Here is a 12,153-nt window from a genome sequence, read left to right on the forward strand (position 1 = left end):
ATCATGAACGTGATGCCGCCCATGACGAGAAAGACGCAGGATCGCGCCCATCCCCGTTACACCCGGAACACCCCGCCCGGCTGCGGAACGACGGTCACAGGCAGGTCTCCTGGCTCCCGGATCAATGGTCGTGCCCCGCCTTCCCGGTTTCCCAGTGGCAATTGAGGCAGACCTCCCCGGTCACAGTTGCGGGGGCAGCGGGGGATTGGCACCCCCTTCCCTCTTCCGGCCCGATTGCGCGGGCCAACCCATGACACGCAGCGATTTATACGCAGGAATGCTGCGGCGCACAAGAGCATCTTCATTAAGGAAAACGTGCTATGGGGCGCACATTGTCCCGCTGGTGGACGCCGCCACTCGGGGTCTTCGGGTGTGCGGCTGCTTGGCGTATAAGGGGGCAACAGGAGCAGACATGAACGCGTTAAGTGCGATAGTGGCGGAGACGAGCGAGGGTGCGGGGCGCGCTCTGCCGCGTGCTGCGCTGCGCCGCGAGCAACGCCGCCTGCGCCGCCGCCAGATGCTGCTGCGCGGGGGTGCGCTGGCCGCTGCCATGCTGATCCCGGCGGTGGCCGCGCAAGGCGAATGGGCCGAGATCGCGCGGGCTGTTGGCCTGGCTGATGAACGCGTCGAGCCCGTTGCCATGCCGTTTGAAACCGCAGGCCTCAGCTTTCCCGGATCGGCGTTCTATTATCTGGAAGATGCGCCGCGTCTGGCCGGCGACCTGTCCGAATTGCGCGCCGCAGAGGGCAGCTACGAAACGCTGGAATTTACCGAAAGCCACGGGGCCGAGGCAACCGCCCGCGCGTTCCGTTCCGCCGGTAGCGGACTGGACAAGGCACGCGCGCTGCAATGCCTGTCGATGGCCGTCTATTATGAAGCCGCGAGCGAAAGCTATACCGGTCAGCAGGCGGTGGCGCAGGTGGTGCTGAACCGGGTCGCGCATCCTGCTTTCCCCAGCAGCGTTTGCGGCGTGGTGTTTCAGGGATCGGAACGCAAAACTGGCTGCCAGTTCTCTTTCACCTGCGATGGTTCGATGGCGCGCCACCCCTCGCGCCAGGCATGGGCACGTGCGCAGTCGGTTGGTCTGGCCGCGCTGGCCGGAGAGGTCCAGACGACAGTCGGGCTGGCGACGCATTATCACACTAATTACGTTAATCCCTATTGGGCGGCGAGCCTCGACTATATCGGCAGAATTGGCGCGCATCGCTTCTATGTCTGGAAAGGCCGCGCCGGTCAGGCAGGGGCGTTTTCGACCAGCTATCTTGGCGGTGAGCCTGTGGCCGCCCCCAGCGCGCGGCGCGGTGCTGATACTACCGTCAGTCCCGTCACCACTTTGGCAGTTCCGACTCCCAATTCGGCACTTGGCATGACCAAGGCGCCCGACAAGCCGGTCGGCGGTGCTCCGGCCTCACCCGCCGCGCAGCCGCAGGACAATCTGCCCAAGGCTGGCGATGTGAAAGCCGAATACCAGCGCAGTGGCCGCTGGATTTCCGAGCCGGGCAAGAAAGCCGAGTGACGCCAGCGGCTTCCGGCAGAAAGTTTACGTCTTCATAAGCATGCTGCGGAACACAAGCTTAGCTCGCGCCCGCTAATACGCTGCCACTTGCCTGCAAGGGTTTCGGGAGCTTTTCACCATGCCAGTCCATTTCGCTGCCGCACGTTCCACCGCGCATTCGCCGATTGCCCGCGCTCTGGCGCGCAAGGCGCTGGGCCGCGCTGCCAATGATAATGGCGATGTTGCTGCCCCGGATAGCTCATTCGATGTCATGATGCGCGCGGCGCTGAAGCATTTCGCGCAGCACGGACTGGGCGCTGCCCAAGAAGCGCGCGCCATGGCCGAGCAGGCCCATTTCGCCGGTGACAGCCAAGGATATGACTGGTGGCTGGGCGTGTGCCGAACGCTTGATCGCGGGCTTGCCATCCGTCTGGAACGGGCAATTGATCCGGCTGGTGCGCTGATCCATTGATCACCTGTAAGATAAGTGCCCGGACGTTAACTGAAAACTGAGGGTTTCCCGCATATTCCAATTGTATGGGGTCGTCGCCGTCTCTTCCTTTCAGCCATAGGCTTACCGCTCTATTTGGGCATGGCAATGCTTTAAGCGAACAAACCCGTACCGTGCTGGTGCGTTCGCTTTACGCGCGGCCACGAACTCTCGCCATTGCAGCCTTTAACGGTGTCGCCTCTGGCGCGCTGGTGGCATTTCTCTCCGGCAATTCGCTGCTGTGTTCGCTTGCCTTCCTGATGTGCTCCATCGCGATCCTGCGTGTCGTCAATGCGATACATATGGCCGATAAGCCTGACGACATTTCCACCGGGAAGCTGGAGTTTGCCTATCGTTTCGGCGCTTTCAGCTATGCCGCGACGCTGGGTGTTTTCGCCGGCCTGACGATGACGTTGAATCTGTCGCCGCTGCTGCAAGTGCTGATGATCTCCAACGCTATAGGCTACGGCATCGGGATCAGCGCGCACAATGCCGCACGGCCGCGGATTGCACTGGGGCAATTGTTGCTGGCCACCCTGCCTATCGTGGCGGCGGCTGTGTCGCTGGGCACTCCGGCATCGATCCTGCTGGCGATCAATCTGTTCTGCCTGATCCCGGCCATGATCGGCATCACATTCTCGATTTTCCGCACGCTGAACAAATCGATTACCGCTGCGCAGCGCAGCGACGAGATGGCGCACAAGATGGAAACGCTGGCGCTCACGGATCCGGTTACGGGTCTCGACAACCGGGTCGGTCTTGATGCGAAAATTGGCCCGATGTTTGCCAGCCTGGCTGATGGTCAGAAGCTTGGCCTGTTCTGGATCGATCTCGACCGGTTCAAGGAAATCAACGACCTTCACGGTCACCACACAGGCGATGCCGTGCTGCACGAAATGGGCATTCGGATTGCCGCCCTGTTGGGTGATCGCGGCATCGTGGCGCGCTTTGCCGGGGATGAATTTGTCATCGCCCGCCCGCTTTCGGACCCCCGCGAGGCCAGCATGCTCGCCAGCGCGATTATGCGCGAGATGACCCGGCCCATTCGCACAGACGGATTGCGGCTTGAAGTCGAAGGGTCGATCGGCATCGCCACCAGCCCCGATGATGGCACCGACACCGAAACTCTGATGCAGCACGCGGATATCGCGCTGTTCCATGCCAAGGCCGACGGTCGCCGCCAGATGCGCTTTTTCGATCCGGCGATGACCCGCGCGCTGGCGCACCGCCGTGATATGGAAAGCGAATTGCGCATGGCTTTGCGGCGCGACGAGCTGTCGGTGTACTTCCAGCCGATTGTCGATTTGTCGACTGGCAGGGTCCGTTGTTTCGAGGCTCTGGTGCGCTGGTTCCACCCTGAGCGCGGCGAGATCACGCCAGACGAGTTTATCCCGATTGCCGAGGAATGCGGGGCCATCGTCACGCTGGGCAATTGGCTGACCGGACACGCCGCACGCGTCGCCGCCAACTGGCCCGATGATGTCCAGCTGGCGGTCAATCTGTCGCCCATGCAGATCAAGGCTCCCGGTGCGGCGCTGGGCATTTTAAGCGCGCTCAAGGACGCGCAGCTGCCACCTGAACGGCTTGAACTCGAAGTTACCGAAAACCTGTTCCTCGAAGACAGTCCCGCAATCGAATTGTTCATCGAAGAGCTGTCCGCTGCCAGTGTACGCTTTGCGCTCGACGATTTCGGCACCGGCTATTCGTCGCTGGGCTATATCAACCAATGGCCGTTTTCGAAGATCAAGGTTGACCGCAGCTTCGTCTCGGGGCCGCAGGCGGGCCGCAAAAGCGATGCGATTATCCGCGCGGTTTCGCAGATGGGCAAATCGCTGGGGATCGAGATCGTCGCCGAAGGGCTGGAGACCATCGATCAGGTGCGCGCCGTCCGCGATGCGGGCTGTACGCTGGGCCAAGGCTTCCATTTCAGCCGCGCCGTGCCCGATTATCAGGCGGCCCTGCTGCTGGCCGAAGAACGCGGCACGGCCCCCGGTGATTGGGGCGACCGACTGGCCGGGTGAGACGCCGGGGAACGAAGCACGTTCCGGACCGTCATTCAGGCAAAGCGCGACTGCCCGGACAATCGCAATTTGCTATTGAGAACTAATCGCAAATTATGTTTGGCAGCGTCTCTATTGGCGGTTGCAATCGCCGCAGTGCGGGCCTAGGTCGCATTCGCAATTGACCGGGTGCTGCCTGCCTGTCGCGGGACGATATGGGCGCACCGAACACGGTCCTGATCCATCGTTGTCCCGCGCGGCAGGAAAGGACCCTCCCCCACCATGGCACGCACCAAGATAGCGCTCGTCGGCTCCGGCATGATCGGCGGTACGCTCGCACACCTCGCAGCGATGAAGGAAATGGGCGACGTCGTCCTGTTCGACATCGCCGAAGGGATGCCTGCAGGCAAGGCGCTGGACCTGAGCCAGGCTGGCCCGGTCGAAGGCTTCGACGCCAATCTCAAGGGCACCAGTGATTACGCCGATATTGCGGGCGCGGATGTGGTGATCGTCACCGCCGGTGTGCCGCGCAAGCCGGGCATGAGCCGCGACGATCTGCTGGGCATCAACCTTAAAGTGATGAAGGCGGTTGGCGAAGGCATCAAGAACAATTGTCCCGACGCGTTCGTGATCTGCATCACCAACCCGCTGGACGCGATGGTGTGGGCCTTGCGTGAATTTTCCGGCCTGCCTCACAACAAGGTTGTCGGCATGGCAGGCGTGCTCGACAGCGCGCGTTTCCGCCATTTCCTCGCCACTGAATTCGACGTCAGCATGGAAGACGTCACCGCCTTTGTGCTGGGCGGTCACGGCGATACGATGGTCCCAATCCTCGAATATTCGACAGTTGCGGGCATTCCTGTGCCCGACCTCATCAAGATGGGCTGGTCGACGCAGGAAAAGATGGACGCTATTGTCAAGCGCACCCGCGGCGGCGGCGGCGAGATCGTTGGACTGCTGGGCAACGGCAGCGCCTATTACGCCCCCGCGACAGCTGCGATCCAGATGGCCGAAAGCTATCTCAAGGACAAGAAGCGCGTCCTGCCCTGCGCCGCGCATCTGACCGGCCAATACGGCGTTGATGGCCTGTATGTCGGCGTCCCCGTGGTCATCGGCGCTAATGGCGTGGAACGGATCGTCGAAATTGCTTTGGACGACGAGGCCCAGAAGGGCTTCCAGGTCAGCGTTGATGCAGTGAATGAACTGCTTGATGCGTGCAAAGGGCTGGATAGCTCGCTGGCATGACAATAATTGAGGCTTATCTGGCTGTTGCAGTTATGTTTGCGGGTGGCTGGCTCGCGCTATTTCTGTCTGGCCGCAAGCGCTATGCGATCGCTGCCTCACTTAGCCTTACTTTCCTCGGTCTGCTGCCGTTTTTTGGCATACTTGAAGTGTTCGGCGTATGGTGGGAACGAGTCACAGTAATTTCTATTTATGCCATCCCCACCATTGCGATAAGCCTTTTGGCCTTGGGCCTCACCATTTATTTCAGCGCCGATAGGCGCACCACTTAGACAAAACGAGAGTCAAATTTATGTCTATCCTCGTAAACAAAGACACCAAGGTCATCACCCAAGGCATGACCGGTGATACCGGCACGTTCCACACGCAGCAGGCGCTCGATTATGGGACCAAGATGGTTGCGGGCGTGACGCCGGGTAAGGGCGGCAGCGAGCATATTGGTCTGCCGGTGTACAACACCGTAGCCGAAGCCAGGCACGCGACCGGCGCGACGGCCAGCTGCATCTATGTGCCGCCGCCGTTTGCTGCGGATTCGATCCTTGAAGCCATCGATGCCGAGATCGAGCTGATCGTGGCGATCACCGAAGGCATTCCGGTGCTCGACATGGTGCGTGTCAAACGCGCGCTGGTGGGCTCCAAGTCACGTCTGATCGGCCCCAACTGCCCCGGCGTTCTGACACCCGGCGAATGCAAGATTGGCATCATGCCCGGCTCGATCTTCAAGAAGGGCTCGGTCGGCGTTGTGTCGCGTTCTGGCACGCTGACTTACGAAGCCGTACATCAGACTACGATGGTAGGTCTGGGCCAGACCACTGCAGTCGGCATTGGCGGCGATCCGGTCAATGGCACCAATTTCATCGACGTGCTGGACCTGTTCCTGTCCGATGACGAAACCAAATCGATGATCATGATCGGCGAAATCGGCGGTTCGGCCGAAGAAGAAGCCGCCGAGTTCATCGCGCATCAGGCCAAGAAGGGCCGCAGCAAGCCGATGGTCGGCTTTATCGCGGGCAAGACGGCACCTCCGGGCCGCCGTATGGGCCATGCCGGTGCCATCGTTTCGGGCGGCCAGGGCGGCGCGGACGACAAGATTGCGGCGATGGAGAAGGCGGGCATCCGCGTCTCCCCCTCGCCATCGGAACTGGGCACCACGCTCGACGCATTGCTGAAGGAACTGGTCTGACTCAGCGCGCGGATAGCCTTTTTGGGGACCATCCGCGCTGCTGAGGCATTGCCATCATGAGCCGACACACGGATCGGTGCGAAAGGTGACCCGCATGGGTAACGAGAGCCAGAATTTCCTGCCCGAGCTTTCCGATCAGGAAGGCCCGCAGCCCGGCCCCAGCTGGGGAAATCCCAAATGGCTGGCAGAGGTGGCCGATGCCGATGCCGATCTGACACAGGCGCTTGATCCCACGACCATGAAACTGGCGGTAGCCAACGCTGCCGACAAGGCTGGCAAGCCTGCCGATCCCAAGGCAATCGAGCAGGCGGCGGACGATTCCATCCGCGCCATGCTGCTGATCCGCATCTTTCGCGTACGCGGCCATCTGGCGGCCGATCTCGATCCGCTGGGCCTGTCGCACCGCGAAACGCCCAAGGATCTGACGCTGGAATGGCACGGCTTCGACGGTCAGGAAGACCGCGAGGTCTTCGTTGGCGGCGCGCTGGGTTTCGACTGGGTTACCGTCGGCAAATTGTATGAGACGCTGAAGGCCAATTATTGCGGCAAGGTAGGCCTCGAATACATGCACATTTCCGATGTGGAGGAACGCCGATTCCTGCAGGAACGGCTCGAAGGCCCCGAGCAAGTCATCCAGTTTACCGACGAAGGCAAACGCGCCATTCTGGGCGCAGTGATCCGCGGCGAGCAGTACGAGAAATTCCTCGGCAAGAAATATGTCGGCACCAAGCGCTTCGGCCTCGACGGGGGCGAAAGCATGATCCCCGCGCTGGAGGCCATGATCAAATATGGCGGCCAGCTGGGCGTGCGCGAGATCATTTACGGCATGGCACACCGCGGGCGTCTCAACGTGCTCGCGAATGTCATGGGCAAGCCTTACAAGGTGATCTTTCACGAATTTTCGGGTGGCAGCGCCAACCCCGATGACGTGGGCGGCTCGGGCGACGTGAAGTATCACCTCGGCACTAGCACCGACCGCAGCTTTGACGATATCTCCGTCCATATGAGCCTGGTTCCCAACCCCAGCCATCTCGAGGCGGTTGATCCGGTCGTGCTGGGCAAGGCGCGCGCGCAGCAGGCCATTCGTGACGATCTGAAAAAGCACGAGCAGGTTTTGCCCGTGCTGATCCACGGCGATGCAGCATTTGCGGGTCAGGGTATCGTCTGGGAATGCCTCGGCTTCTCCGGCATTCGCGGGTACAATACCGGCGGCTGCATCCACTTTGTGATCAACAACCAGATCGGGTTCACCACCAGCCCGCAATTCGCGCGCTCCAGCCCCTATCCCTCCGATGTGGCCAAGGGTGTCCAGGCGCCGATCTTGCACGTCAACGGCGATGATCCCGAAGCGGTGACCTTCGCCTGCAAGCTGGCCATCGAATACCGTCACGCCTTTGGCCGCGATATCGTGATCGACATGTGGTGCTATCGCCGCTTCGGCCATAACGAGGGCGACGAGCCCAAATTCACCCAGCCGCTGATGTATGACAAGATCCGCGCGCATCCCAAGGTCAGCGAAATCTTCGCTGCGCGGCTGCGCGAAGAAGGCGTGATCGACGAGAAATACGCCGACTCGGTGTGCAGCGAGTTCAACACGCATCTCGAAGACGAATTCACGGCGTCCAAGACCTACAAGCCCAACGAGGCCGACTGGTTCGGTGGCCGCTGGGCCGGGCTTAACAAGCCCGCCGATCCGGAAACCGCGCGCCGCAATGTCGAAACCGCGATTGGCGGCAAATTGTTCGACAGCCTTGGTCGCACGTTGACGGCGGTGCCGGACGATCTGGCGATCCACAAGACGCTGGGCCGCGTGCTCAAGGCAAAGTCGGACATGTTCGAAAGCGGCGTGGGCTTCGACTGGGCCACTGCGGAGGCACTCGCTTTCGGCAGTCTGGTCAGCGAAGGTTACGGCGTTCGCCTGTCGGGTCAGGATTCCGGACGCGGCACTTTTAGCCAGCGTCATGCCGTCTGGGTCGACCAGAAGGACGAACGCAAATACATCCCGCTGACAACCCTGCCGCACGGCAAGTTCGAGGTTTATGATAGCCCGCTGTCCGAATATGGCGTGCTGGGTTTCGAATATGGTTTCGCCATGGCAGATCCCAAAAGCCTGGTGATGTGGGAAGCGCAGTTCGGCGATTTCGGCAATGGCGCGCAGATCATGATCGACCAGTTCATCGCCAGCGGCGAAGTCAAATGGCTGCGGGCCAACGGCCTCGTCCTGCTGCTGCCGCATGGCTATGAAGGTCAGGGCCCGGAACACAGCTCCGCGCGGCTTGAACGGTTTCTGCAATTGTGTGCGAACGACAATATCCAAGTCTGCAATATCACCACGCCGGCCAATTATTTCCACGTGCTGCGCCGCCAGATGCTGCGTTCCTTCCGCAAGCCGCTGGTGATCATGACGCCCAAGAGCCTGCTGCGGCACCCACTGGCGAAATCCACTGCGGAAGAGTTTCAGGGCGAGACGCATTTCATGCGGATCAAGTCCGACGTGACAGAAATCGCCGATGAGAAGGTCCGGCGTCTGGTACTATGCAGCGGCAAGGTCGCTTATGACCTGATGCAGGCGCGGGACGAGGCCGGGTTGGATGATGTGTCGGTCGTGCGGATCGAGCAGATCTATCCCTTCCCGGGCGAACCGCTTGCCATCCGTTTGAAGCGCATGACCAATCTGCAGGACATCGTCTGGTGTCAGGAAGAACCCAAGAACAACGGTTCATGGTTCTTTGTCGACCGGCTGATCGAAGACGCGGCCAGAGCAGCGGGCAAAGACGGCATGCGTCCCTTCTATGCCGGGCGCGAAGTTGCGGCTTCGCCCGCCACAGGGTTTGCGAGCCGCCACAAGGTTCAGCAGGAGGGGCTGGTGTCTATAGCACTGGGCCTGTCCGATGGCGGTGCCGCCGCACGCAATCTGAAATCCAACAAATCCAACAAGAAGGCCTGAGGAACTATTATGGCTAGTGAAGTCAAAGTCCCCACGCTGGGCGAATCGGTGACCGAAGCGACCATCGGCGAATGGCTCAAGAACCCCGGCGATCCGGTCGCTGTGGATGAGCCGATTGCCAGTCTGGAAACCGACAAGGTCGCGATTGAAGTGCCCTCCCCCGTGGCGGGCGTCATGGGCGAACAGGCTGTTGCCGTCGGCGATACGGTCGAAGTTGGCGCGCTGATCGCAACGATAGAAGACGGGGTTGCGCAGGCCGGTCCTGAAACCACCAAGCCGCGCGAAAATCCCTCCGAGGCCCCTGCCGAACAGGCCAAGGATGCAGCGCCCGCTGCGGCCAAGGATGCTGGCAGCGATGCGACACAAACCCTCAGCCCGGCAGTGCGCCGTGCGGTGCTGGAACACGGGGTCGACCCCTCGACCATCAAGGGCAGCGGCAAGGATGGCCGACTGACCAAGGAAGACGTGATCGCCGCGGCCAAGGCGAAGGGCGATGCGCCCGCTGCTAAGCCCTCGCCCGCACCCGCCGTCGCCGCTGCTTCGGCGGTGCCCGCTGGCGAACGCCGCGAGGAACGCGTCAAGATGACGCGAATGCGCCAGACCATCGCCAAACGCCTCAAAGGTGCGCAGGAAAATGCCGCGCTGCTGACGACGTTCAACGATGTCGATATGTCGGCGGTGATCGAGGCGCGCACGAAGTACAAGGACCTGTTCGCCAAAAAGCACGACATCCGGCTCGGCTTCATGGGCTTCTTCGCCAAGGCCGCCTGCCTGGCGCTGAAAGACGTCCCCTCTGTCAATGCCTATATCGAAGGCGACGAGATTGTTTATCACGATTTCGTTGATATCTCGGTCGCCGTCAGTGCGCCCAATGGGCTGGTGGTTCCGGTTATCCGTGATGCAGACCAAAAGGGCTTTGCGCGGATTGAACAGGACATCGCCGATTATGGGAAGCGCGCTAAGGAAGGCTCGCTGACGATGGATGATATGAAGGGCGGCACCTTCACCATCTCCAATGGCGGCGTGTTCGGATCGCTGATGAGCACCCCGATCATCAACCCGCCGCAGAGCGCCGTGCTCGGATTGCACCGGATCGAAGACCGAGCTGTAGTGGTAAATGGCGAGATCGTGATCCGCCCGATGATGTACATCGCGCTGTCCTATGACCACCGCCTGATCGATGGCCGCGAAGCGGTGACCGCACTCAAAATTATCAAGGAAGCGATCGAAGATCCAACCCGGATGCTGATCGATCTTTAACTTTCCGTCGCCTCGGCGAAAGCTGGGGCAGCGTGCCACAAGGCACGGCTTAACCGAGGGAGATTCCGGCCTGCGCCGGGATGACAATTGAATGGCTGATTACGATTACGACGTCCTTGTCATTGGCTCCGGCCCCGGCGGCTATGTCGCGGCGATCCGTGCGGCGCAGCTGGGCCTGAAAACCGCCTGTGCGGAAAGCCGCGAGACGCTGGGCGGGACTTGCCTCAATGTCGGCTGCATTCCGTCCAAGGCGATGCTCCATGCCTCGGAATACTTCGATGCGGCCGCCAATGGCACGATGGCCGAAATGGGTATCGATGTGACGCCCAAGCTCAATCTCGACAAGATGCACGCCCAGCGCCGCGATGCGGTGAAGGGCCTGACCGGCGGGATCGAATTTCTGTTCAAGAAGAACAAGATCGACTGGAAAAAGGGCCACGCCACCTTTCAGGATGCGCATACGGTCAAGGTCGGTGACGAGACGGTCACCGCCAAGAATGTGATTATTGCCACCGGCTCCTCGGTCACTCCCCTGCCCGGCGTTGACGTCGATAACGATGCGCAGATCCTGGTCGATTCCACTGGCGCATTGGAACTTGCAAAGGTGCCGGAAAAGATGGTCGTCATCGGCGGCGGCGTGATCGGGCTGGAGCTTGGCTCGGTGTGGAATCGCTTGGGTGCCGATGTCACCGTGGTCGAATATCTGGACCAGTTGCTGCCCGGCATGGATGGCGATGTGCGCAAGGAAGCTGCCAAGATCTTCAAGAAACAGGGCATGACGCTGAAGATGTCGACCAAGGTCACGGGCGTCAGCATCAAGGGCAAGACAGCCACACTGACGTTGGAACCTGCCGCTGGCGGCGACAGCGAGACGATGGAGGCTGATTGCGTGCTGGTATCCATCGGTCGCCGTCCCAATACTGACGGGCTGGGCCTCGACGCTATCGGGCTTGAACTGAACAAGCGCGGCCAGATTGAAACCGACCATGATTTCCGCACTGCGGTGGATGGTGTCTGGGCCATCGGCGACGTGATCCCCGGCCCGATGCTGGCGCATAAAGCCGAAGACGAAGGCATCGCCTGCGCCGAGAACATCGCGGGCCAGACCGGCATTGTGAACCACGATGTGATCCCCGGTGTCGTTTATACCCTCCCCGAATTTGCCGGTGTCGGACTTACGCAGGAAGAGTCCGTGGAAAAGGCTGGCGGTGACAAGACAAAGATCAAGGTCGGGAAATTCCCGATGATGGCCAACAGCCGCGCCAAGACCAATCACGAGCCTGATGGTTTTGTGAAGATCATTGCCGATGCCGAAACCGACCGCGTGCTGGGCGTGTGGGCGATTGCGAGCGTTGCCGGCACCATGATTGCCGAGGCCGGGATAGCGATGGAATTCGGCGCGACCAGCGAAGATATCGCCTATACCTGCCACGCCCACCCGACGCATTCCGAAGCGATCAAGGAAGCGGCGATGGGCGTTCAGGGCAAGCCGATCCACATCTGATCTTGCAGCAAAGCTGTGCAATGCGCGCCCTT

The 12,153-nt window shown here is 61.0% G+C and carries 9 protein-coding genes and 1 riboswitch; all 9 genes read left to right on the forward strand.

The window, feature by feature from the left end; translation table 11 throughout:
• Nucleotides 1-82: 82 nt before the first annotated feature.
• Nucleotides 83-267, reverse strand: a riboswitch (cobalamin riboswitch).
• A gap of 145 nt (nt 268-412) precedes the next feature.
• The 9 genes from FEV51_RS03200 (at nt 413) to lpdA (ending at nt 12,121) form a co-directional block, all read left to right on the forward strand.
• On the forward strand, nt 413-1,516 hold the full coding sequence (locus FEV51_RS03200; RefSeq protein ID WP_246034409.1) for a cell wall hydrolase: 1,104 nt from the start codon (nt 413-415) through the stop codon (nt 1,514-1,516).
• Between the two features lie 118 nt (nt 1,517-1,634).
• Nucleotides 1,635-1,967, forward strand: coding sequence for a hypothetical protein (locus FEV51_RS03205; RefSeq protein WP_138615803.1), 333 nt, complete (start codon nt 1,635-1,637; stop codon nt 1,965-1,967).
• Between the two features lie 152 nt (nt 1,968-2,119).
• A complete protein-coding gene (locus FEV51_RS03210; protein WP_246034410.1) occupies nt 2,120-4,006 on the forward strand; it encodes a putative bifunctional diguanylate cyclase/phosphodiesterase in 1,887 nt (628 codons plus the stop codon).
• Between the two features lie 261 nt (nt 4,007-4,267).
• Nucleotides 4,268-5,230, forward strand: coding sequence for a malate dehydrogenase (gene mdh, locus FEV51_RS03215; RefSeq protein ID WP_138615807.1), 963 nt, complete (start codon nt 4,268-4,270; stop codon nt 5,228-5,230).
• Nucleotides 5,227-5,499 (forward strand): hypothetical protein, encoded by a 273-nt coding sequence (locus FEV51_RS03220; protein WP_138615809.1) that lies wholly within the window; start codon nt 5,227-5,229, stop codon nt 5,497-5,499. Before mdh ends, FEV51_RS03220 begins: the two co-directional genes overlap by 4 nt.
• A gap of 20 nt (nt 5,500-5,519) precedes the next feature.
• Nucleotides 5,520-6,410: a succinate--CoA ligase subunit alpha gene (gene sucD / locus FEV51_RS03225; protein ID WP_138615811.1), complete on the forward strand. Its 891-nt coding sequence runs from the start codon at nt 5,520-5,522 to the stop codon at nt 6,408-6,410.
• A gap of 94 nt (nt 6,411-6,504) precedes the next feature.
• On the forward strand, nt 6,505-9,357 hold the full coding sequence (locus FEV51_RS03230) for a 2-oxoglutarate dehydrogenase E1 component (RefSeq protein ID WP_138615813.1): 2,853 nt from the start codon (nt 6,505-6,507) through the stop codon (nt 9,355-9,357).
• Nucleotides 9,358-9,366: 9 nt separating this feature from the next.
• Nucleotides 9,367-10,617, forward strand: a complete 1,251-nt coding sequence (gene odhB / locus FEV51_RS03235) for a 2-oxoglutarate dehydrogenase complex dihydrolipoyllysine-residue succinyltransferase (RefSeq protein ID WP_138615815.1) — start codon at nt 9,367-9,369, stop codon at nt 10,615-10,617.
• A gap of 91 nt (nt 10,618-10,708) precedes the next feature.
• A complete protein-coding gene (gene lpdA, locus FEV51_RS03240; RefSeq protein WP_138615816.1) occupies nt 10,709-12,121 on the forward strand; it encodes a dihydrolipoyl dehydrogenase in 1,413 nt (470 codons plus the stop codon).
• Nucleotides 12,122-12,153: the final 32 nt, after the last annotated feature.

Origin of the sequence: Qipengyuania marisflavi (assembly GCF_005884405.1) — a bacterium.
GTDB classification, from domain to species: Bacteria; Pseudomonadota; Alphaproteobacteria; order Sphingomonadales; family Sphingomonadaceae; genus Qipengyuania; species Qipengyuania marisflavi.

What these genes read in the sequence shown, in the direction of transcription:
- FEV51_RS03220 (WP_138615809.1), top strand. Translation starts at nt 5,227, where the DNA reads ATGACAATAATTGAGGCTTATCTGGCTGTTGCAGTTATGTTTGCGGGT.
- lpdA (WP_138615816.1), top strand. Translation starts at nt 10,709, where the DNA reads ATGGCTGATTACGATTACGACGTCCTTGTCATTGGCTCCGGCCCCGGC.
- FEV51_RS03205 (WP_138615803.1), top strand. Translation starts at nt 1,635, where the DNA reads ATGCCAGTCCATTTCGCTGCCGCACGTTCCACCGCGCATTCGCCGATT.
- sucD (WP_138615811.1), top strand. Translation starts at nt 5,520, where the DNA reads ATGTCTATCCTCGTAAACAAAGACACCAAGGTCATCACCCAAGGCATG.
- odhB (WP_138615815.1), top strand. Translation starts at nt 9,367, where the DNA reads ATGGCTAGTGAAGTCAAAGTCCCCACGCTGGGCGAATCGGTGACCGAA.
- FEV51_RS03230 (WP_138615813.1), top strand. Translation starts at nt 6,505, where the DNA reads ATGGGTAACGAGAGCCAGAATTTCCTGCCCGAGCTTTCCGATCAGGAA.
- mdh (WP_138615807.1), top strand. Translation starts at nt 4,268, where the DNA reads ATGGCACGCACCAAGATAGCGCTCGTCGGCTCCGGCATGATCGGCGGT.
- FEV51_RS03200 (WP_246034409.1), top strand. Translation starts at nt 413, where the DNA reads ATGAACGCGTTAAGTGCGATAGTGGCGGAGACGAGCGAGGGTGCGGGG.